Origin of the sequence: Streptomyces canus (assembly GCF_001514145.1) — a bacterium.
Classification (GTDB): domain Bacteria; phylum Actinomycetota; class Actinomycetes; order Streptomycetales; family Streptomycetaceae; genus Streptomyces; species Streptomyces canus.
Genome location: NZ_KQ948660.1, coordinates 421906 through 442866, shown reverse-complemented (window position 1 = coordinate 442866; position 20961 = coordinate 421906). Strand labels below are relative to the sequence as shown.

The following is a 20961-nucleotide window of genomic DNA, read 5'->3' as shown; positions in this document are numbered from 1 at the left end:
TCCTTCTCTCCTCATGGGGAACGCACATGCGCATACGCGCCCTCGTCCTCGTCGCCTCCGGCGCCGTGGCACTCTCCGCCCTCGCCGTGCCGGCCGCCCAGGCCGCCACGGCCGGGCCCGCCGTCACCTTCTCCAGCCTGAAGGTCAACAGCGGCAAGAACATCGTGGTCGGCTCGACGGCCATGGTCACGGTCTCGGCGACCTACACCGTGACCAAGCCCGCGAGCCTGGACGCGAGTTCCATCCAGACCGGCCCCGTCCTCTACCGCGGCGCCACGCTCGGCGAGAACTCCGACGACATGCTCCTCGGTGACGACCCCGGCACCTGCACGGCGTCCTCCTCGACGGTGCTGAAGTGCTCGGCGAAGATCCAGTTCCGCCCGAAGGGCTCCGACGAGGACGGCGACCTCATCAGCACTGAGGCGGGCACCTGGAAGCTGGGCGCCCTCGCGGTCAACGCCGACAACGGCGTCACCTGGCAGGGCGACCTCGGCACCACCCACCTCCAGCGCCGGTCCACTCTCACCGTCAACGCCTCCCCCGAGCCGGTGAAGAAGGGCAAGACGATCACCGTCACGGGCAAGCTCGCTCGCGCCAACTGGGACACCAACACGTACGCGGGCTACTCGACCCAGCCGGTGAAGCTCCAGTTCCGCAAGAAGGGCAGCAGCACCTACACGACCCTCAAGACCATCAAGACGACGTCCACGGGCGCTCTGAAGACGACGACCACGGCGACGGCTGACGGCTACTACCGCTACAGCTTCGCGGGCACGACGACGACGCCGTCCGTGAGCGCGGCGGGCGACTACGTCGACGTCCAGTAGGTCCAGTAGTCACTGTCGCCGCAGCGCTAAGCGGCTACGCGGCGGTCCACCCACCTCCACAGGAGTTCCAGGGTGGCCGCCGCCACCACCGAGATGCCGACCGCGAACCACGGCATCGTCACCCCCACCAGCCTCAGCGCGAAGAAGTCCTGCAGCCATGGCACCGCCAGGACCAGGACGAACCCGAGGCCCATCGCCGCGACCAGCGCGAGACGCCACCAGGTGTACGGGCGGGCGATGATCGCCAGCACCCACATCGAGATCAGGAACAGAGTCAGCGTCGCCGCGCTCGTCTCCGCGTCCAACGCACCACTGCCCGTGTAGTGGTGCCTGGCGATCAGATACGTCACGAAGGTCGCGATCGCCGCCACCACCCCGCCCGGGACCGAGTACCGCATCACCCGCCGCACGAAGTGCGGTCGCGCGCGTTCCTTGTTGGGCGCGAGGGCCAGGAAGAAGGCCGGGACGCCGATCGTCAGCGTCGACAGCAGGGTCAGGTGCCGCGGCAGGAAGGGATATTCGACCTGCCAGCACACCACGAAGATCGCCAGCAGCACCGAGTACACGGTCTTCACCAGAAACAGCGTCGCGACCCGGGTGATGTTGCCGATGACCCGTCGCCCCTCGGCGACGACGGACGGCAGCGTCGCGAAACTGTTGTCGAGCAGCACGATCTGCGCGACCGCCCGCGTGGCCTCCGACCCGGAGCCCATCGCCACCCCGATGTCGGCGTCCTTCAGGGCGAGCACGTCGTTGACCCCGTCACCGGTCATCGCGACCGTGTGTCCGCGCGACTGCAGCGCCCCCACCATCTCCCGCTTCTGCTGCGGGGTGACCCGGCCGAACACCGTGCCCTCGTCGAGCGCCTTCGCCATCCCGTCCTGGTCGGCGGGCAGCTGACGTGCGTCGACCACGCCGCCGCTCAGCCCGAGCTTGGCCGCCACCGCCCCGACGGAGACCGCGTTGTCGCCGGAGATGACCTTGGCGCGGACGTCCTGGTCGGCGAAGTACCGCAAGGTGTCGGCCGCGTCGGGCCGCAGCCGCTGTTCCAGTACGACGAGGGCGGTCGGCCGCGCTCCCCGGGCGACCTCGGGATCGTCGAGGTCCCGGGAGGCCCGGGCCAGCAGCAGCACGCGCAGTCCCTGCTCGTTGAGCCGTGCGGTCTCGGCGAGTGCGGGGTCGTCGGGGGCCAGGAGCACGTCCGGCGCCCCCAGCAGCCACGTACTGGACTCGCCGTCGCCCTCGCTGAAGGAGGCTCCGCTGTACTTGCGGGCGGAGGAAAAAGGGAGCGACTCGACGCAGCGCCACTCCTCGGCATCCGGGTAGGCGTCGATGATCGCCTGGAGGGAGGCGTTCGGCCGCGGGTCCGACTCACCGAGGGCGCCCAGGACTTTTCGTACGTACGACTCGTCGGCCCCCCGCAGCGGCCTGAGCTCGGTGATGTCCATGCCGCCCTCGGTGAGGGTGCCGGTCTTGTCGAGGCAGACCGTGTCGACGCGGGCGAGGCCCTCGATGGCCGGAAGTTCCTGCACGAGCGCCTGTTTCCGGCCAAGCCGGATGACGCCGATGGCGAAGGCGACGGAGGTCAGCAGGACCAGCCCCTCCGGGACCATCGGCACGATCCCGCCGACCGTCCGGGCGATGGAGTCCTTGAGGTCGTTGTCCTTCACGAACAGCTGGCTGATGACCAGACCGATCGCGGTGGGGACCATCATCCACGTCACGTACTTGAGGATCGTGGAGATGCCCGAGCGCAGTTCGGAGTGGACCAGGGTGAACCGGGAGGCCTCCTCGGCGAGCTGGGCGGCGTAGGCCTCGCGGCCGACCTTGGTCGCCTCGAAGGCGCCGCCGCCGGCGACCACGAAACTCCCGGACATCACCTGGTCGCCGGGCCGCTTCACCACCGGGTCGGCCTCGCCGGTCAGCAGTGACTCGTCGATCTCCAGGCCGTCGGCCTCGACGACCACCCCGTCGACCACGGCCTTGTCGCCGGGCCCGATCTCGATCAGGTCGTCGAGGACGATCTCCGAGGTGCTGACCTGGGACGCGGTCCCGTCCCGCCGTACCGTCGGCCGGGCCTCGCCGATCACCGCGAGCGAATCGAGGGTCTTCTTCGCCCGCCACTCCTGGATGATGCCGATCCCGGTGTTGGCGAGGATGACGTACCCGAACAGGGAGTCCTGGAACGGCGCGACGAACAGCATGACCAGCCAGAGCACACCGATGATCGCGTTGAACCGGGTGAAGACGTTCGCCCGGACGATCTCCCCGAGGCTCCGGCTGCTGCGCACCGGCACGTCGTTGACCTGTCCGCGCGTCACCCGCTCGGCGACCTCGGCCGCGGTGAGTCCGCCCACCGCCGGTGCCCGGAGCCTCGTGGGGTGCACAGGGTCGAGTTCGGCGCCCGCGTCGGTGTGCGTCATGCATTCGACGGTACGTGCGGTTTTGCGGCTTCACCCGCCGAGTGACCGGAAGTTCCGACCTGGGGAGGAGACGGGAACGGGCGAGTGATGCCGTGGGACTAGGGGACGCTCGTCACTCGGCAGCAGGGGTGGCGGCGGAGTCGGTGCCGGCCGCCCTCTTGATCGCCGCGTCCCGCTTGCGCACGTACCAGGTGCCGTACAGCCCGAGCACGCCTCCGGCCAGGCAGGTCCACAGCCACCAGGTGTGGTCGTGGTCCGCGAACCAGCCGTAGAAGGGAAGCTGCACGAGGAAGAGCACGAACCAGAGGATCGTGCCACCGGTGACGGTGGCGACGACGGGCCCTTCCAGGGGCTCTGGCGCCTCGTGCTTGATGGGTCCCGAAAAAAAACCGGCCATGGGGACAGCTTACGAGGCGATCACATCTACGCGCGGAGATGGTCATGGTCGACGTTATACGTTCATACTGAAACGGTTTGTGTCTGTCCACTTCTGCTCGTAGGAACATCCAATGCCGACCGCCCTCGACCGCTACTTCAAGATCTCCGAGAGGGGCAGCAGTCTGCCCCGGGAGATCCGGGGCGGCTTCGCCACGTTCTTCGCGATGGCCTACATCATCGTGCTGAACCCGATCATCCTCGGCAGCGCCAAGGACATGTACGGCCACCAGCTGGACAACGGCCAACTGGTCACCGCGACCGCCCTGACCGCGGCCTTCACCACGCTCCTCATGGGCGTGGTCGGCAATGTCCCGATCGCGCTGGCCGCCGGCCTCGGTGTGAACTCGGTCGTCGCGCTCCAGCTCGCGCCTCGGATGTCCTGGCCGGACGCGATGGGCATGGTGGTCCTGGCGGGTTTCATCGTGATGCTGCTGGTCGCCACCGGTCTGCGTGAGCGCGTGATGAACGCGGTGCCCTTCGGGCTGCGCAAGGCGATCTCCATCGGTATCGGCCTGTTCATCATGCTGATCGGGCTCGTGGACTCCGGCTTCGTCTCCCGCATCCCGGACGTCGCCCAGACCACCGTCCCGCTCCAGCTCGGCGCAGACGGCCACCTCAACGGCTGGCCCGTCCTGGTGTTCATCCTGGGCGCCCTGCTGACCCTCGCGCTCATCGTCCGCAAGGTCTCCGGCGCGATCCTGATCTCGATCGTCACGATGACCGTCGTATCGATGATCATCGAGGCCGTCGCCAAGGTCCCGTCCTGGGGGCTCACGGTCCCGAAGTGGCCCGGCAACCCGGTCGCCTCCCCGGACTTCGGTCTGATCGGCAAGGTCAGCCTCTTCGGCGGCTTCGACAAGGTCGGCGTGCTGACCGGCATCCTCTTCGTCTTCACGGTCCTGCTGTCGTGCTTCTTCGACGCGATGGGCACGATCATGGGCGTCTCCGACGAGGCCAAGCTCACCGACGCCCAGGGGCAGATGCCCGGCATCAACAAGGTGCTCTTCGTGGACGGTCTCGCGGTCGCCGCGGGCGGCGCGAGCTCGTCGTCGGCGACGACGGCGTTTGTGGAGTCGACCGCGGGAGTCGGCGAGGGTGCGCGCACCGGTTTCGCCAACATCGTCACCGGCGGTCTCTTCACCCTTGCGCTGTTCCTCACGCCGGTCGCGACGATGGTCCCGTCCCAGGCGGCGACCCCGGCCCTGCTGGCGGTCGGCTTCCTGATTCTGGCGGGGAACGTCAAGGACATCGACTGGGCCGACCACACCATCGCGATCCCGGCCTTCATCACCATGGTGATGATGCCGTTCACCTACTCGATCACCAACGGCATCGGCATGGGCTTCATCACCTTCGTGGTGCTGCGGCTGGCGGCCGGGCGGGGCCGGGAGGTTCCGGTGCCGATGTACGTCGTCGCGGCGGTGTTCGGCTTCTTCTACCTGATGCCGGCGCTGGGGCTGACGTGACCCGCCCTCACGTGACCCCGTAGAACTTCTCGGTCTCGTCGACGGCGGTCTGGAACCGCTCGTCGAAGTCGTCTCGGATGAGCGTTCGGATCACATAGTCCTGAACGCTCATCCCCCTTTTGGCCGCATGGTCGCGGAGCCGCTCGAGCAGCTCCCCGTCCATCCGCAGGCTGAGCACGCTGGTCCCCATGAGGACGAGGGTCGCCGCCCACGCCGAGCGGCGTTCACATTCCGCCGCCGACTCACTCGTATGGGTGAAGATCGGGTTTCAGTGGCCGGAGTCACGGGAATCCCCGTGCGCGCGAGCTTGTTTAGCGAGGGTAATGAGTTATGCTAAAGAGATGCCGGATCTTACCCATGGCGACGACGTTGCCGCCGTGAACTCCCTGCGATCAGCCGTGATGCGACTGTCCCGTCGGCTCAAGCACCAGCGGGTCGACGAGTCACTGAGCCCCACCGAGATGTCGGTGCTGGGCACCCTCTCCCTCTGCGGCCAGGCCACCCCGGGCGAGCTCGCCCGCAAGGAGCACGTCCAGCCGCCGTCGATGACCCGCATCGTGGCGCTCCTTGAGGCCAAGGGACTCGTCCGGCTGGAGCCGCACCCCGAGGACCGGCGCCAGAAGGTCGTCACGAAGACCGAGCAGGCCGAGGCCATGCTCGCGGAGAGCCGCGCCAAGCGGAACGCCTTCCTGGCCACCCTGGTCGACGGCCTCGACGAGGACGAGTGGGCGAAACTGCGCGCCGCCGCCCCCGTGCTGGAGAAACTCGCACACCTGTAAGCCACAAAGAGGAGGCGAACGCACTTTGAGTACGGGACCCGGAGCACCCTCCGCCCCCGCACCGACCACCCACGACCCCTGTAAGTCCTCGATGTTCAGCTCGTTGAGGGTCAGGAACTACCGCCTGTTCTTCGTCGGCCAGGTCGTCTCCAACATCGGCACCTGGATGCAGCGCATCGCCCAGGACTGGCTGGTGCTCAGCCTCACCGGCTCCGCCACCGCCGTCGGCGTGACGACGGCCCTGCAGTTCCTGCCGATGCTGCTCTTCGGTCTCTACGGCGGTGTCCTCGTCGACCGGTTGCCCAAGCGCCGCGCGCTGCTGTTCACGCAGTCCGCGATGGGCGCCACCGGTGTCGCGCTCGCCGCCCTCACCCTGACCGGCCACGTCCAGGTCTGGCACGTCTACCTCGCCGCCGTCGTCGTGGGTCTCGCGACCGTCGTCGACAACCCGGCCCGCCAGTCCTTCGTCTCCGAGATGGTCGGCCCGGACCAGCTGCAGAACGCGGTCAGCCTGAACTCCGCGAACTTCCAGTCGGCCCGTCTGGTCGGCCCCGCGGTCGCGGGCGTCATGATCACCGGCGTGGGCACCGGCTGGGCGTTCCTCGCCAACGGCCTGTCCTTCGTCGCTCCGCTCATCGGCCTGATGATGATGCGGGCGCGTGAGCTGTACGTCGTCGAGCGCGCCCCGCGCGCCAAGGGACAGCTGCGGGAGGGCCTGCACTACGTGGCCGGACGCCCCGAGCTGATCTGGACCATCGTCCTGGCCGGGTTCGTCTCCACCTTCGGCTTCAACTTCCCCGTCTTCCTGTCCGCCTTCGCCGACGACGTCTTCCACGCGGGCGCCGGCTCCTACAGCCTCTTCAACACGCTGATGGCCGTCGGCTCCCTCGCCGGCGCCCTGCTCGCGGCCCGGCGCGGCACCGCCCGGATGCGGGTGCTGCTGGCGGGCGCGGTGGCCTTCGGCACGCTGGAGATCGCGGCCGCGATCGCCCCCTCGCTGTGGCTGTTCGCCCTGCTCATGGTCCCGATCGGGATGTTCGGCATGACGGTCAACGTCACCGCCAACAGCAGCATCCAGATGAGCACCGACCCGGCCATGCGGGGCCGCGTGATGGCCCTGTACATGATGGTGTTCATGGGCGGAGCTCCGGTGGGAGCGCCGATCGCCGGCTGGGTCACCGACGCGTACGGCGTCCGCGCCGGCCTCGCGTCGGGCGGCGCGATCGCCGCGGCGGCGGCCGTCACGATCGGCCTGGTCCTGGCCAGGGTCGGCAACCTGCGCCTGTCGGTGGGCTGGAACCACGGTCACCCGCACGTCCGGTTCGTGCCGCGCGAGGCGCAGGATCAGCTGGCCGCGGCGGCCTGAGTTCTACGGCAGCACCCGCATGGCCAGTACCTGGCCCGGCCAGTCGTTGTTCGCCCCGGCGGTGTACGTCTGCGTCGGGGCGAAGCCGTTGGCCTCGTAGTAGGCGACCAGCTTGCGGTCGTCGCCCGCGTAGCAGTCCACCCGCAGCAGGGCGACGCCCGCGCGCCGGGTCTCCTCGGCGGCATGCGCGAGAAGGGCGCTGCCCACGCCGTGGCCCTTGAAGCGGCGGTCCGAGGCGAGCCAGTGGATGTACCGCTCGGGCTCACCGGGCGGCGGGAGATGAGCCAGATAGGCGCCGGGCGAGCCGGTGATCGTGAGGGTCGCGGCCGGGACGCCGTCGGCCTCGGCGACGAACACGCTGCCCTCGTCGATGTACCGGGCGACGGACTCCACGGTCCTGGGGCTCCCGGACAGCGGCTCGGTCCCCCACTGGCCGGGACGCCCTTGCGCGACCAGCCACTCCACGCAGCTGTCGAGCATGCCGAGGATCACGGGTATGTCGTCGGGTCCGCCGTCCCTGATGCTGATCTCCATGCCCTCATGGTGACAGGCTGACCTCCATGAGACTCTTCGCCGCGGTGCTGCCTCCGCAGGACGTGTCCGACGAACTCGCGCTGAAGGTCACCGAGTTGAGGCGACTGCCCGGAGCGTCCGAGCTGCGCTGGACCGGCGTCCCCGGATGGCACTTCACCCTGGCCTTCTACGGCGAGGTCGACGAGGCCCTCGTACCCGAACTGTCGGCTCGGCTGGAGCGGGCGGCTCGGCGGACCCCGTGTTTCCCGCTGGCCCTGCGCGGTGGAGGGCAGTTCGGACACGGGCGCGCGTTGTGGGCAGGGGCCTTCGGTGATCTGCCGGTGCTGCGGCTGCTGGCGGAGCGGGCGGAGGCGGCGGCGCGGAAGGCGGGGGTGGAGATGGGGGAGCACCGGCGGTACAAGGCTCACCTGACCGTGGCTCGCAGTCGGGAGGCGGTGGATGTACGGCCGTATCTCTCGGTTCTGGACGGATTCACGAGCCGCACCTGGACCGTCGACGAGCTGGCGCTGGTGCGGAGCAACCTTCCGAAGTCCGGGGTGCCGGGGGAGCAGCCCCGCTATGAGGTGGTCGGACGTTGGGCGCTGGGTGGGGCCGGTTAGGCTCGATGCGTGGACCCGAAGACCCGGAACCGGATCATGGCCGGTGTACTTGTGATGATGTTCGTCGTCGTGGCGTTGGCCGCTGCGCTCGGCAGGTAGGAACTGCGGACAGTCGCGCCCGCGGGGCGGAGCCCCCTGTCGACTCCGCCCCGCGCCCCTAGGGGCGCTACCAGGCGAAGGCCTCCGGAGACGGGCCCGGGCCCGGGAAGATCTCGTCCAGGCCTGCCAGGACCTCCTCGCTCAGCTCCAGCTCCACCGCGCGGATCGCCGACTCCAGCTGCTGTGCCGTGCGCGGGCCGACGATCGGGCCCGTCACGCCGGGGCGGGTCAGCAGCCACGCCAGGGCCGCCTCGCCGGGCTCCAGGCCGTGCTTCTCCAGCAGGTCCTCGTACGACTGGAGGCGCGCACGGGCGGCCGGGTCGGCGAGGGTGTCGGCGGCGCGGCCGGAGGCGCGGCGGCCGCCCTCAGCCTCCTTCTTGATGACACCGCCGAGCAGGCCGCCGTGCAGCGGCGACCAGGGGATGACACCGAGGCCGTACTCCTGCGCGGCCGGGATGACCTCCATCTCGGCGCGACGCTCGTAGAGGTTGTACAGGCACTGCTCGCTGACCAGACCGATGGTGCCGCCCCGCCGGGCGGCGATCTCGTTGGCCTGGGCGATCTTGTAGCCGGGGAAGTTGGAGGACCCGACGTACAGGATCTTGCCCTGCTGGACGAGGGTGTCGATCGCCTGCCAGATCTCCTCGAAGGGAGTGGAGCGGTCGACGTGGTGGAACTGGTAGATGTCGATGTAGTCCGTCTGGAGCCGCTTGAGCGAGGCGTCGACGGCACGGCGGATGTTCAGCGCCGACAGCTTGTCGTGGTTCGGCCAGGCCTCCCCGTCCGCGGCCATGTTGCCGTAGACCTTGGTGGCGAGGACGACCTTGTCGCGGTTGGCGGCGCTCTTCGCGAACCAGTTGCCGATGATCTCTTCGGTACGGCCCTTGTTCTCGCCCCAGCCGTACACGTTGGCGGTGTCGAAGTAGTTGATTCCCGCGTCGAGAGCCGAGTCCATGATCGCGTGGGAGTCGGCCTCGTCGGTCTGCGGGCCGAAGTTCATGGTGCCGAGGACGAGTCGGCTGACCTTGAGTCCGGTGCGTCCGAGCTGCGTGTACTTCATGACCCCTCAGCCAACGCCTTCGAGTGCGCTCAAGGCAAGCACGTGCTTCGGGGGGGGATTGCTCCCCCGCGGAATCGGGGGACAGCCGGAGGGAGTTGGGGCGGTTTCGTCTCTAACGTGCGGTGCATGACACGTATGGAGGGAATCCGCGCCACCCGGCGGAACATGCTGGCGCTCGGCACCGCGGCGGCGGCCGCCCCCTGGCTGGGCGCGGCCCCGGCACAGGCGGCGGATGTCGGATCCGGGGAGTTCGACGAACTGGGCATCACCGAGCTGCGCGGGCTGATGGCCCGGGGACGGCTCGACGCGGAGCGGCTCACCCGCTCCTACCTGGAGCGGATCGAGCGCATCGATCCGCTCCTGCACGCGGTGATCGAGGTCAACCCCGACGCGCTGCGGGAGGCGCGGCGGCTGGACGCGGGCGGAGGCCCCCGGGGCCCGCTGCACGGCATGCCCGTGCTGCTGAAGGACCTGGTCGAGACCGCGGACCGGATGCACACCACGGCCGGCTCCCTCGCCCTGGAAGGGCTCCGCCCTTCGCGGGACGCCACGGTCGCCGCCCGGCTCCGGGCCGCCGGTGCCGTCATCCTCGGCAAGACCAACCTCAGCGAGTGGGCGGGCGGCCTGTCGCTCACCCACCACGCCGGGTGGAGCGCGCGCGGCGGCCAGACCCGCAACCCGTACAAGCTGGACCGCTCGCCCAACGAGTCCAGTTCCGGCACCGGCGTCGCCGTCGCGGCGAACCTGTGCGTCGCCGGCATCGGCACCGAGACCAACGGCTCGATCATCGACCCGTCGTCGGCGAACTGCGTCGTGGGCGTCAAGCCGACGGTCGGACTGGTCGGCCGGGGCGGGGTGATCCCCGGTGTGCCCAGTCAGGACAGCGTCGGTCCGATGGCACGCACGGTCCGGGACGCGGCGATCATGCTCGGCACGCTGGTGGGGGTCGACGGGAGGGACCCGGCGACCGCGGCGAGCCGGGGCCGTTTCCACCGCGACTACACCCGTTTCCTGGACGCGGACGGGCTGCGCGGGGCGCGTATCGGTGTCCCGCGGACCGTGTACTACGGCTACAGCGACCACGCCGACGAGATCGCGGAACGGGCGATCGGGGTGCTTCGCGCGGCCGGGGCGGTGATCGTCGACCCAGCGGACATCCCCACCGCCGAGCAGTTGGAGGACCTGCCCGGTTCGATGGTCGTCCAGGCCTACGAGTTCAAGCGCGCGCTGAACGCGTACCTGGCCGGGGCCGGTGGTGAACACCCGCGCGACCTGGCGGAGTTGATCGCCTTCAACCGCGCCCACGCGGACCGTGAGCTGCGTTATGTACGGCAGGACGGGCTGGAGACGGTGCAGGGGCTGGACTTCTCGGAACGGGAGTACCGGGAGGCACTGGCCACGAACCGTCGGCTGTCACGGGCCGAGGGCATCGACGCCGTCCTGCGCCGACACCGCCTGGACGCCCTGGTGATGCCCACGTCCGGCCCACCGGCCAAGATCGACCTGATCCGGGGGGACACGTACGGGGGCGGTGCGTCCACGCCCGCGGCTCTCGCCGGGTATCCGGCGGTCAGTGTGCCGGCGGGGTTCGCGTTCGGGTTGCCGGTCGGGCTGACGTTCATGGGGACGGCGTGGAGCGAGCCGGTGCTGCTGCGGCTCGCGTACGCGTACGAGAGGGCGAGCGGGGTGCGGCGGGTGCCGACGTATCGGGGGGCGGATGTGGGGTTCTGACCCCGGGTCGGTGTTCTTGGAGAGAGAGCTCAGGAAGGGCGGCCCGCCTGCACCTCGCGGTGGATCGCCCAGGCGTCCGCCACCGGGCCCACGTGGCCGAGTTTGTCGGGGTTGATCACTGTGCGAATCGTCTGGATGCGGCCGTCGAGGATGTCCAGGGCGAGGGTGTGGAGGACCTTGCCGTCGCGGTCGTAGAAGATCGCGCCCGGCTGGCCGTTGAGCTGGTGCGGCTCGAAGGTGACCTCGATCCGGGCCATCCGGGGGAAGACCGAGCCCAGCAGCCGGGCCACGTTCTGCGCGCCCGCGACGGCCCTCGCCAGCTGTGGGGCCCTGCCGCCGCCGTCGCCGACCATCGACACGTCGGCGGCGAGCAGACCCCGCAGGCCGTCCACGTCGCCTTCGCGGAGGGCGTCGAAGAAGCGTGACGCCAGTTCCTCGCGCTCTTCCCGGTCCGCCTCGAAGCGGGGGCGGCCCGCCGCCATGTGGCGCCGGGCGCGGGACACGAGTTGCCGGCATGCCGCCTCCGAGCGGCCCACCGCCGCCGCGACCTCGGGGAAGCCGAAGTCGAAGACCTCCCGCAGCACGAAGGCCGCGCGCTCCAGCGGGCTGAGACGCTCCAGCAGCAACAGGGCCGCCATCGACACCGACTCGGCCAGTTCGGCCGCCCGCTCCGGGTCCTCGTAGGGGTCGTCGAGGAGTGGCTCGGGGAGCCATTCGCCCACGTACTCCTCCCGGCGGACGCGGGCCGAGCGCAGTACGTCGATCGCGATCCGGGTCACCGTGGTCGAGAGGTAGGCCTTCACCGACCTGGGCTCGGTCGCGGTGGCCTCGTAGCGCAGCCAGGTCTCCTGGACCGCGTCCTCGGCCTCGGCGACGCTGCCGAGGATCCGGTAGGCGATCGAGAACAGCAGTGGCCGCAGCTCCTGGAACTCCTCGGTCCTGCTCATGCCGTTCCTCGGCTCCTCTCAGCCGGTGAAGGACTCGGGGCCGAAACGGCCCCACGCGACGAACACCGCGAGTGCCAGGTAGGCCAGGTTCAGCACCACGAACGCGGACTCGCCCCGGCGGCCGTGGGTGATCATCGCCCCGACCATCAGGAGGATCCAGCAGACGGCGGTCACGGGCACCAGTACCGGTGCGATGTCGAGTGCGGCGGTCAGGACCAGGCCGGCCGCGGCCAGGAGTTCGAGGATGCCGAGGGTCTTCACGAAGGCCGTGCCGACCTCCCCGGTCCATCCTCCGCCGTGGGCCGCGGCCAGCTTCTCCCTGGGCACGAAGGTCTTGGTGACACCGCCGGTCAGGGCCACCGCGGCCAGCAGTCCGGCGGCGATCCACAGCGCGAGGTTCATCGTCCACTCCTTGGTCGAGGCTTGCCTGCACCTCTCGGGACGAGACAGCTGCCTTCGCTGTGACATCCCCGGTCTCAGGAGGTGTGCAAGGTCGCGAAAGCGGCTCGCGTGCGGGTGCCGTCCGGGGCGTCCCAGGCTCCAAAGACGTGGCCGTTCGCGCCCTCGGGGGCCGTGGGCGGCGGGCGTCGGTGCACGCGGAGAACCGTGCCGTCCGGGAGGGCGAGCTCGGTGCCGTCCTGGTCCTCGGTGACCTCGCCGGGGCCGGTTGCCAGGGCGGGACCCGTGTAGGAGTGGGTGACCTCATGGTCGGGGGTGTCGGTGAGGCTCTGCGCCTGGGCCTGGGCGCGGCCCTCGAACAGGGCGAGGAGTTCGGTGCGCAGGACCGGGTCGTGGATGCCGTCGTAGGCCCAGCGGGGGCCCAGCACGCCGTGTTCCATGGTGCCGACGAGGGCGTGGTCCGCGCCGGGGAGTGGGGCGGCGCGGTAGGTGAGGGGGGCCAGGTAGGCGACGGGCTCGGGGCCGGAGGAGTCGACGGCCACCATGAACTCGATCCCGACCTCGCCCTCCGGGTCGTCCAGCCGGAAGCCGCCGGCCTTGGTCAACTCGGGGGTGCCGGTGCCGGTGTACCACGGGCGGGTGGGCAGCCAGGCGGTGAGCAGGTCCAGCTTGGTGGGCTTGAGGGTGGTGTGGTGGATGATCGCCATACGGCGGATTCTGTCAGTCAGTCGCGGGGGAACTCATCGGTTTTGAGGGTGAGTTCGAGGGGGGTGGTGGTCATGTCGACGTCCACTCCGAAGGCGACGGACAGTTCGGTGAGGTACTCGCCGTCCTTGGGCTGGGTGTAGAGGTGACACTTGCCCTGGTAGGGGTCGGCGACGAGGTAGACGAGGACCCCGGCGAGCGCGTAGGCGATCTTCTTGGGGCCGTAGTCGTTGGCGGCCGTGCCTTTTGAGATGACCTCGGCGACGAACTCGATGTCCTTGGACCGCCACAGCCCCTTGCTGTCCTTCTCGGCGCCCTCGGCCACCAGCGTCACGTCGGAGGCGAAGCCATTGAGGTGCCCCGGATAGTCGACGCGGACATCCGACTTCACGCGCTTGCGCGGGTACTTGGTGCGCAGTTGCTCGACGATGTCCAGGATGATTTCCCAGTGCGTGTCCCGCTGCGGCGACATGAAGACGGCCCCCTCGACGATCTCGACCTTGTATCCCTCGGGGACGGGCATGTGCTCAAGACGCTCGAACAGTGCGTCGAGCGTGAGCTCCTCGCTCTCGTGGGCCATCTCGATCCTGTCTTCAAGGACGGTCATCGTGGCGCTCCTCCCCGGCTGCCCATGGACGAGCACAGCCGCGCGGTACAACGATACGCACGGTGACCAGGACACGGAGGGATGACGCACATGCCAGTCGACGGCGCCCCGGCAGTCGCGCGCATCGTCCACAGCACCCTCTCCGACACTCCCCTCGGCATCTACCTCCACGGCTCCGCCGTGCTCGGCGGCCTTCGCCCGCACAGCGACATCGACGTGCTGGTCGTCGTACGGACCTCGCTGACCCGTGACGAACGCCGGGCGCTGGTAAGCGAGTTGATGCGGGTGTCCGGCGTTCCGGGCGCTCGGCCCGTCGAGCTCATCGTCGTCGTACAGGACGATGTACGGCCGTGGCGGTATCCGCCCGTCTGCGACTTCCTCTACGGAGAGTGGCTGCGCGAGGGGTACGAGCGGGGCGTGCTTCCCGAGCCCGAGTCCAGTCCCGATCTCGCGCCCCTGCTCACCATGACCCTGGCCGGGGACGCGGCCCTGTACGGCCCTCCGCCCGCCCAACTCCTCGACCCCGTACCCCTCGTGGACCTCCGGCGCGCGATCGTCGCCGGAGTGCCGCAACTCCTGGGCGACCTGGACCACGACACCCGTAACGTCCTGCTCACCCTCGCCCGCGTCTGGACCACCCTCGCAACGGACAGCATCCGCTCCAAGGACGCCGCCGCCGACTGGGTACTCGAGCGGCTGCCGTCCGAACACCGGGCCGTCCTCGCCCACGCCCGGGCCGTCTACCTCGGGGAGGAGAAGGAGCGGTGGGACGTCGGGCTGCGGGCCGGTGTCCGGCCCTGCGCCGGCTTCCTCGTCGACGCCATCGAACGTCAGTCGCTCACGTAGCGCTGTCCGAGGGCGTCTCCGGCTTCGTGTGCAGAATCTCGCGGGCCTGGTCCGCCGCGCGGGTGAGGCTTTCGGAGACGAAGTCGAGGAAGCGGGCGATGTTCTCCAGACGGGTGGCGGCCGGGGTGCCCGGGCCGAGGACGCCCACGCCCTGACGGGCCGTCTCGGCGAGCTGGATGGTGCCGCGGGCGCTGGCGATCATGGACTGGTACCAGACGTCGTCGTCGGCGACATAGCGCTCGCGGCGGCGGTCGTCGCGTTCCCGACGGACCAGGCCCTGGTTTTCGAGGTAGCTGATGGCCTTGGAGATGGACGCCGGGCTGACCTGGAGGCGCTGGACGAGTTCGGCGGCGGTGAGGCTGCCGGTGTCGCTGGTGTAGAGGCAGGTCAGCACCCTCGACATCATCTTGGGCGCGCCCGTCTGTATGAGGACGGTGGTGAACGTCTCCTCGTACTCGCGCACCGCCTCGGGATCGCGGCCGTGGGGCAGTTCGGGGGGCTGAGCCCCTCGGGGGGTGGCCTGGCGGCGGCGGCGGTGGGCGCGGCGTTCGGTGGCGCGGTGGGCCAGGTCGGCGCGGTAGGCGGTGGGGCCGCCGTTGCGCATGACCTCGCGGGTGATGGTCGAGGTGGGGCGCTCGAGGCGGCGGGCGATCTCCGCGTAGGCGAGGCCGTCGGCCACTCCCAGCGCGATCTGCTGACGTTCCTGCTGGGTGAGCCTGCCTCCCGGCATCGCGGTCTCCTTCGTGGTCCCTGGTGCCCGCAGCATAGCGTTCGCTTTCATTCTATTGCAACGAACGCGTGACTGACGTTGCGTTATCTTCGAGGCGGTTGCAATGAAATCGCCGCAACTACCTGCAGTGATAACGATATTTCGCAACGACTGTGTTGCCGGATCTGTGAATGCAACGTAGCTTTTCGTTCATCGGAAACAGCGACGAACGCAGGAGCACCTGATGCAGAAGTTCGACACCACCGCCCCCGTCACCACCGTCATCGACCTCCCCGCCGGCCGCGTTCAGGTGATCGCCGCCAACCGCACCGACAGCACCGTCGAGGTCCGGCCCGCCGATCCCGCCAAGAGCCGCGACACCCGTGCCGCCGAGCAGTTCGAGGTCACCCGCGGTGACGACGGTGTCCTGCGGATCGCCGCCCCGGCCGCGAAGAACCAGTACTTCGGGTCCTCCGGCTCCGTCGAGATCACCGTCCAGCTCCCGGCCGGCTCCCACGTCGAGGCCAAGACCGCCGCCGCCGAGTTCCGCGCCGTCGGACGCCTCGGGGACGTCGTCTTCCAGGGCGCCCACGGCCCGGTCAAGATCGACGAGGCCGCGAGCATCCGACTCACCGCCGCCGACAGCGACATCACCGTCGGCCGCCTCACCGGAACCGCCGAGATCAGCACCCAGAAGGGCGACATCACCATCGCCGAGGCCGTCACCGGCTCGGTCGTGCTGAGCACGCAGACGGGCGACATCACCGTCGGCACCGCCGCCTCCGCCTCCCTGGACGCCGGCACCTCCTACGGCCGCGTCCACAACACCCTCAAGAACACCGAAGGAGCCCATGCCGGCCTGGTCATCCGCGCCACCACCGCGCACGGCGACATCACCGCCCGCAGCCTCTGACCCGCAGCCCTCACAAGGAGCACCCACCATGACCGACCTGGCCATCGCGGCGAACGGCCTGCGCAAGGCCTACGGGGACAAGACCGTCCTCGACGGCATCGACATCCAGGTGCCCGCCGGCACGATCTTCTCCCTCCTCGGCCCGAACGGCGCCGGCAAGACCACCGCCGTCAAGATCCTCTCCACGCTCATATCCGCCGACCCGGGCACCGGTGACATCCGCATCGGCGGCCACGACCTGGCCGCCGACCCGCAGGGAGTGCGGGCCGCGATCGGGGTCACCGGCCAGTTCTCCGCCGTGGACGGGCTGATCACCGGCGAGGAGAACATGCTCCTGATGGCGGACCTGCATCACCTGCCCAAGAGCGAGGGACGGCGGGTCGCCGCCGAACTGCTGGAGCGCTTCGACCTCGCCGAGGCCGCGAAGAAGCCCGCCTCCACCTACTCCGGCGGCATGAAGCGCCGCCTCGACATCGCCATGACCCTGGTCGGCGACCCGCGGATCATCTTCCTCGACGAACCGACCACCGGCCTCGACCCCCGCTCCCGGCACACCATGTGGCAGATCATCAGGGAGCTGGTCGCCGATGGCGTCACCGTCTTCCTCACCACCCAGTACCTGGAGGAGGCCGACGAACTCGCCGACCGCATCGCGGTGCTGAATGACGGCAAGATCGCCGCCGAGGGCACCGCCGACGAACTGAAGCGGCTGATCCCCGGCGGTCACGTCCGGCTCCGCTTCACCGACCCGGACGCCTACCGGTCCGCCGCCTCCGCACTGCGCGAGGTCACCCGGGACGACGAGTCGCTGGCCCTGCAACTCCCCAGCGGCGGCAGCCAGTCCGAGCTGCGCGCGATCCTCGACCGGCTCGACGCGGCCGGCATCGAGGCCGACGAGCTGACCGTGCACACCCCCGACCTCGACGACGTCTTCTTCGCCCTGACCGGCGGCGCCGACGTCACCGACCAGCCCGACCAGCCCAAGGAGACCGTCCGATGAGCAACCTCTCCCTCGCCGTACGCGACTCGTCCACGATGCTGCGCCGCAACCTCCTGCACGCCCGTCGCTATCCCTCGCTCACCCTGAACCTGCTGCTCACGCCGATCATGCTGTTGCTGCTCTTCGTCTACATCTTCGGCGACACCATGAGCGCGGGCATCGGCGGCGGCGACCGCTCCGACTACATCGCGTATCTCGTCCCGGGCCTGCTGCTGATGACCATCGGCTCCACCACGATCGGCACCGCGGTCTCCGTCTCCAACGACATGACCGAGGGCATCATCGCCCGGTTCCGGACCATGGCGATCCACCGCGGTTCGGTGCTCGTCGGACACGTCGTCGGCAGTGTGCTGCAGTCGATCGTCAGCGTGGTCCTGGTCGGCGCGGTCGGCGTGGCCATCGGCTTCCGCTCCACCGACGCCACCGTCCTGGAGTGGCTCGCGGCCTTCGGACTGCTCGTGCTCTTCGCCACGGCGCTCACCTGGATCGCCGTCGGCATGGGCCTGATCAGCCCCAACGCCGAGGCCGCCAGTAACAACGCCATGCCGCTGATCTTCCTGCCGCTCATCTCCAGCACGTTCGTGCCGGTCGACGCGATGCCGGGCTGGTTCCAGCCGATCGCCGAGTACCAGCCCTTCACCCCAGCCATCGAGACCCTGCGCGGACTGCTCCTGGGCACCGAGATCGGCAACAACGGCTGGATCGCCGTCGCCTGGTGCCTCGGCCTCGCGGTGCTCGGCTACCGCTGGTCGACCGCGAAGTTCAACGCCGATCCGAAGTAACCGCCATGACAGCGCGGGCCGGCTCCCGCACCCGTCCGACCCCAGGGCGGCGTACACCGACACCTCGTCGGAGTGCGCCGCCCCGTTCGTGTGCGAAGTGCCGGATCAGTGGGCCTCGTAGGGCCCGCCCAGACCCCACGCCTGGTGCATCGCCGCCGCGAAGGCCGCCGCGATCTTGTGCTCGCCGCTCGCGTTCGGGTGGGTGCCGTCGTAGGTGTCGTGGTTGATGTCGTACGACGCCGGGGGCGAGACCGGCAGCAGGGGGGAACGGGGCTCGTCCAGGTCCGCGATCGCCTTGGCGAGGAGCTCGTTGAAGCGGGCGACCTCCGTCGCGAAGGGCGTGTCCGACTCCGCCCGGACGTTGGGGATCACCGGGAGGACGGCCATCCGGATCCGGGGATCGGCCAGGCGTGCCTCGGCGACGAAGGCGCGGACGTTCTCCGCCGTCTGTTCCGCGTTCGTGTAGAAGCCCAGGTCGATCAGGCCCAGCGACACCAGCAGCACGTTCGCGCGGTGCGCCCGTACCGCGTCGCCGATCAGCGGGGCCATGTGCAGCCAGCCCTCGCCCCACCCGGCCAGGTGGGCCCGGGGGAAGTCGGGATCGGCGTACTCGTACGACGTAGGCGCGTCCGCCGCCTTGTTGTACAGCGTCTCGCGCGGGCCCACGAGGGCGAAGGGGCCGCCGCAGGTGTCACGCAGGTGCTGCCACATCCGGTAACGCCAGGTGTGCTCGCCCGCGCTTCCGATCGTCATCGAATCGCCGACCGGCATGAATCTGAGCATCCGCTCATGATGGATCATCGGCGGGTGCGGCGGCATGTGAGTCCGGCCACGCCTTCCCCTGTGACCTCCCGGCCACGACCCTTCACACACCTGTCGGGATGGCAGTCTTGGGGCATGCGTCGACCCTTCGCCCTCCTCGCCGGGACCCTGCTCGTGGGCGCCTTCACCCTGCCCGCCACCGTGCCCGTCTCCGCCGCCGACGGGGACGGGAAGGGGGACAAGGGCTTCACGATCTCCGACCCCCGGATCACCGAGTCCAGCGGGCTCGCCGCCTCGCGGCAGCACCCCGGCATCTACTGGACCCACAACGACCAGGACACCGGCGCATATCTGTACGCCGTCGACAGCGCCACCGGCAAGACCGTCGCCAGGATCACCATGACCGGCGTCGGTACCCCGAGGGACGTCGAGGCGATCGCGATGGGGCCCGACAACGAACTCTGGGTCGGCGACATCGGCGACAACGACGGGGTCACCTGGCCCTATGTGTGGATCTACAAGCTGCCTGAGCCCAAAGTCCTCAAGGACCAGTCCGTCAAGGCCACTCAGTACGTCGTGAAGTACACCGACGGCTCGCGCGACGCCGAGTCGATGGTCGTCCAGCCCAAGACCGGGCGCGTCTACATCATCGACAAGCACGAGGACGGCGGGCATCTCTACGAGGGACCCGCCACCCTCTCCCCCTCGGGGACGAACGTCTTCAAGCCCGTCAAGCCGGTCGACCTGTGGGCGACCGACGCCGCGTTCTCGCCCGACGGCAAACAGCTCGTCGTACGCGGGTACCTCGGCGGTATCTGGTACGACTGGAACGGCGGCGACATCAAGCGCCGCGGGCGGATCAGCGTGCCGCTCGGGCAGGGGGAGTCCGTCTCCTACTCGCCCGACGGGACCAAGATCCTGCTCGGCATGGAGGGCGCGGACAGCGAGGTGGAGGCGCAGGACGCACCCGGGGACGGCGGCTCCAAGTCTCCCTCTGAGGGCGGGAGTTCCTCGGCCTCCGGAAGCGATGGCGGCGGGAACTCCGACGACACCATAAAGATCGGCGCCCTCGCCCTGGGGGCCGTCGCCGCCCTCTTCGGACTCCGGCGGCTATTCCGGCGCTCGTGAGCCCTCGCGCCGGCCGGCCACGAACACCTCGAGCCCGTCCAGGATCCGCTGGAGTCCGAACTCGAAGTGGTCGAACTCCGGGCTCCACGTGTCCTCGGCGAGGGAGCCGAGGACCGGGTAGCGGCCGGTGGCCATGACCTTCTCGATGAACGGGGCCTGGGCCGCGAAGAAGTCCGCGGTCGTCATGCCCGAGGTGCGCTCCGCCTCCCGCTGGTAGACCTGCGTGCGCGCGGCCCCGACGACGTACCCGTCGACCATGATGACCGCCGACACCAGCTCGGGATCGGTCAGGCCCATCGGCCGGATCCGGCCGAGGACCTTCTCCATGCCGTCCAGCGCGCTCGGGCCGAGCAGCGGGCGGGCCTGGTTGACACCGAGCAGCCACGGGTGGCGGGTGTAGAGAGCGAGCGTGGCACGGGCCATGGCCTCCAGGGCGGAGCGCCAGGTGCCGTCGCCGAGGTCGGCCGGGTTCTCGGAGGGGCGCTGGACGCGGTCGAGCATCAGGTCGAGCAGCTCGGCCTTGCCGGGGACGTACCGGTACAGGGACATCGCGCCGGTGCCGAGCTCGGTGGCGATCCGGCGCATCGAGACCGCGTCGAACCCCTCCTCGTCCGCGATCCGGACGGCCGCTTCCACGATCCGGTCCAGCGTCAGCCCCGGCTTGGGCCCCCGGCTGGGCCGTGGAGCCCCGTCCCACAGCAGCTCGAGCGTGCGGACGATGTCCCCGCTGCCACTGGTGTCCCCGCTGCTCGTCATGGGGGAAGCTTAGTTCCGGGGAAAAACTGAGTACAGCGTACGCGCAATCGAGTACGCTGTACTCAGTCAAGGAGTGAAGGGGGAA

The 20961-nt window shown here is 69.7% G+C and carries 23 protein-coding genes; 11 read left to right on the top strand and 12 right to left on the bottom strand.

Going from position 1 to position 20961, the window contains the following annotated elements:
- Positions 1–26: 26 nt before the first annotated feature.
- A complete protein-coding gene (locus AQJ46_RS18790; protein ID WP_059206681.1) occupies positions 27–827 on the top strand; it encodes a hypothetical protein in 801 nt (266 codons plus the stop codon).
- Between the two features lie 26 nt (positions 828–853).
- Here AQJ46_RS18790 and AQJ46_RS18785 read toward each other — a convergent pair whose 3' ends face one another.
- Both AQJ46_RS18785 and AQJ46_RS18780 read right to left on the bottom strand, forming a co-directional pair.
- On the bottom strand, positions 854–3250 hold the full coding sequence (locus tag AQJ46_RS18785) for an HAD-IC family P-type ATPase (RefSeq protein ID WP_059206680.1): 2397 nt from the start codon (positions 3248–3250) through the stop codon (positions 854–856).
- Between the two features lie 112 nt (positions 3251–3362).
- Entirely contained in the window at positions 3363–3647 is a 285-nt protein-coding gene (locus AQJ46_RS18780; RefSeq protein ID WP_059206679.1) for a DUF2530 domain-containing protein, read from the bottom strand.
- A 112-nt stretch (positions 3648–3759) separates the two neighbouring features.
- Here AQJ46_RS18780 and AQJ46_RS18775 point away from each other — a divergent pair, with 112 nt between their 5' ends.
- A complete protein-coding gene (locus AQJ46_RS18775; protein ID WP_059206678.1) occupies positions 3760–5154 on the top strand; it encodes an NCS2 family permease in 1395 nt (464 codons plus the stop codon).
- A gap of 7 nt (positions 5155–5161) precedes the next feature.
- Here AQJ46_RS18775 and AQJ46_RS18770 read toward each other — a convergent pair whose 3' ends face one another.
- Positions 5162–5344, bottom strand: a complete 183-nt coding sequence (locus tag AQJ46_RS18770) for a hypothetical protein (RefSeq protein WP_059206677.1) — start codon at positions 5342–5344, stop codon at positions 5162–5164.
- A gap of 151 nt (positions 5345–5495) precedes the next feature.
- Here AQJ46_RS18770 and AQJ46_RS18765 point away from each other — a divergent pair, with 151 nt between their 5' ends.
- Both AQJ46_RS18765 and AQJ46_RS18760 read left to right on the top strand, forming a co-directional pair.
- Positions 5496–5933: a MarR family winged helix-turn-helix transcriptional regulator gene (locus AQJ46_RS18765; protein ID WP_059206676.1), complete on the top strand. Its 438-nt coding sequence runs from the start codon at positions 5496–5498 to the stop codon at positions 5931–5933.
- Between the two features lie 91 nt (positions 5934–6024).
- Positions 6025–7299 carry an MFS transporter gene (locus AQJ46_RS18760; RefSeq protein ID WP_059206675.1) on the top strand — a complete coding sequence of 425 codons (1275 nt, stop codon included), beginning with the start codon at positions 6025–6027 and terminating at the stop codon, positions 7297–7299.
- Between the two features lie 3 nt (positions 7300–7302).
- Here AQJ46_RS18760 and AQJ46_RS18755 read toward each other — a convergent pair whose 3' ends face one another.
- Positions 7303–7833 (bottom strand): GNAT family N-acetyltransferase, encoded by a 531-nt coding sequence (locus AQJ46_RS18755; protein WP_059206674.1) that lies wholly within the window; start codon positions 7831–7833, stop codon positions 7303–7305.
- Between the two features lie 26 nt (positions 7834–7859).
- On the opposite strand from AQJ46_RS18755, the gene thpR reads away from it, so the two are divergent.
- Positions 7860–8432 (top strand): RNA 2',3'-cyclic phosphodiesterase, encoded by a 573-nt coding sequence (gene thpR / locus AQJ46_RS18750; protein ID WP_059206673.1) that lies wholly within the window; start codon positions 7860–7862, stop codon positions 8430–8432.
- 166 nt (positions 8433–8598) lie between these two features.
- Here thpR and AQJ46_RS18745 read toward each other — a convergent pair whose 3' ends face one another.
- On the bottom strand, positions 8599–9591 hold the full coding sequence (locus AQJ46_RS18745; RefSeq protein WP_057608567.1) for an aldo/keto reductase: 993 nt from the start codon (positions 9589–9591) through the stop codon (positions 8599–8601).
- Positions 9592–9726: 135 nt separating this feature from the next.
- On the opposite strand from AQJ46_RS18745, the gene AQJ46_RS18740 reads away from it, so the two are divergent.
- On the top strand, positions 9727–11322 hold the full coding sequence (locus tag AQJ46_RS18740) for an amidase (protein WP_059206672.1): 1596 nt from the start codon (positions 9727–9729) through the stop codon (positions 11320–11322).
- Positions 11323–11351: 29 nt separating this feature from the next.
- Here the strand turns inward: AQJ46_RS18740 and AQJ46_RS18735 are convergent, their stop codons facing one another.
- The 4 genes from AQJ46_RS18735 to AQJ46_RS18720 form a co-directional block, all read right to left on the bottom strand.
- A complete protein-coding gene (locus AQJ46_RS18735) occupies positions 11352–12269 on the bottom strand; it encodes an RNA polymerase sigma-70 factor (protein WP_059206671.1) in 918 nt (305 codons plus the stop codon).
- Between the two features lie 18 nt (positions 12270–12287).
- Positions 12288–12671 (bottom strand): DoxX family protein, encoded by a 384-nt coding sequence (locus AQJ46_RS18730; protein WP_059206670.1) that lies wholly within the window; start codon positions 12669–12671, stop codon positions 12288–12290.
- A gap of 74 nt (positions 12672–12745) precedes the next feature.
- Positions 12746–13375 (bottom strand): maltokinase N-terminal cap-like domain-containing protein, encoded by a 630-nt coding sequence (locus tag AQJ46_RS18725; protein ID WP_059206669.1) that lies wholly within the window; start codon positions 13373–13375, stop codon positions 12746–12748.
- 17 nt (positions 13376–13392) lie between these two features.
- Positions 13393–13980, bottom strand: coding sequence for a Uma2 family endonuclease (locus AQJ46_RS18720; protein WP_059206668.1), 588 nt, complete (start codon positions 13978–13980; stop codon positions 13393–13395).
- A 90-nt stretch (positions 13981–14070) separates the two neighbouring features.
- Here AQJ46_RS18720 and AQJ46_RS18715 point away from each other — a divergent pair, with 90 nt between their 5' ends.
- Positions 14071–14826, top strand: a complete 756-nt coding sequence (locus AQJ46_RS18715) for an aminoglycoside adenylyltransferase family protein (protein WP_059206867.1) — start codon at positions 14071–14073, stop codon at positions 14824–14826.
- On the opposite strand, the gene AQJ46_RS18710 is transcribed toward AQJ46_RS18715, so the two are convergent.
- Positions 14819–15556, bottom strand: coding sequence for a GbsR/MarR family transcriptional regulator (locus AQJ46_RS18710; protein WP_059206866.1), 738 nt, complete (start codon positions 15554–15556; stop codon positions 14819–14821). The genes AQJ46_RS18715 and AQJ46_RS18710 overlap by 8 nt on opposite strands.
- 223 nt (positions 15557–15779) lie before the next feature.
- On the opposite strand from AQJ46_RS18710, the gene AQJ46_RS18705 reads away from it, so the two are divergent.
- The 3 genes from AQJ46_RS18705 to AQJ46_RS18695 are packed head-to-tail and all read left to right on the top strand — an operon-like array spanning position 15780 to position 18230.
- Entirely contained in the window at positions 15780–16448 is a 669-nt protein-coding gene (locus tag AQJ46_RS18705) for a DUF4097 family beta strand repeat-containing protein (RefSeq protein ID WP_059206667.1), read from the top strand.
- A gap of 28 nt (positions 16449–16476) precedes the next feature.
- Positions 16477–17448, top strand: a complete 972-nt coding sequence (locus AQJ46_RS18700) for an ATP-binding cassette domain-containing protein (protein ID WP_059206666.1) — start codon at positions 16477–16479, stop codon at positions 17446–17448.
- The gene (locus tag AQJ46_RS18695) at positions 17445–18230 is read left to right on the top strand and encodes an ABC transporter permease (RefSeq protein WP_059206665.1); all 786 of its coding nucleotides are present in this window, start codon (positions 17445–17447) and stop codon (positions 18228–18230) included. The genes AQJ46_RS18700 and AQJ46_RS18695 overlap by 4 nt, the downstream gene beginning before the upstream one ends.
- Before the next feature lie 105 nt (positions 18231–18335).
- On the opposite strand, the gene AQJ46_RS18690 is transcribed toward AQJ46_RS18695, so the two are convergent.
- The gene (locus AQJ46_RS18690) at positions 18336–19013 is read right to left on the bottom strand and encodes a GDSL-type esterase/lipase family protein (RefSeq protein ID WP_059206664.1); all 678 of its coding nucleotides are present in this window, start codon (positions 19011–19013) and stop codon (positions 18336–18338) included.
- A gap of 114 nt (positions 19014–19127) precedes the next feature.
- On the opposite strand from AQJ46_RS18690, the gene AQJ46_RS18685 reads away from it, so the two are divergent.
- Positions 19128–20120 (top strand): hypothetical protein, encoded by a 993-nt coding sequence (locus AQJ46_RS18685; protein ID WP_059206663.1) that lies wholly within the window; start codon positions 19128–19130, stop codon positions 20118–20120.
- On the opposite strand, the gene AQJ46_RS18680 is transcribed toward AQJ46_RS18685, so the two are convergent.
- On the bottom strand, positions 20103–20876 hold the full coding sequence (locus AQJ46_RS18680) for a TetR/AcrR family transcriptional regulator (protein WP_059206662.1): 774 nt from the start codon (positions 20874–20876) through the stop codon (positions 20103–20105). The genes AQJ46_RS18685 and AQJ46_RS18680 overlap by 18 nt on opposite strands.
- Between the last annotated feature and the right edge of the window lie 85 nt (positions 20877–20961).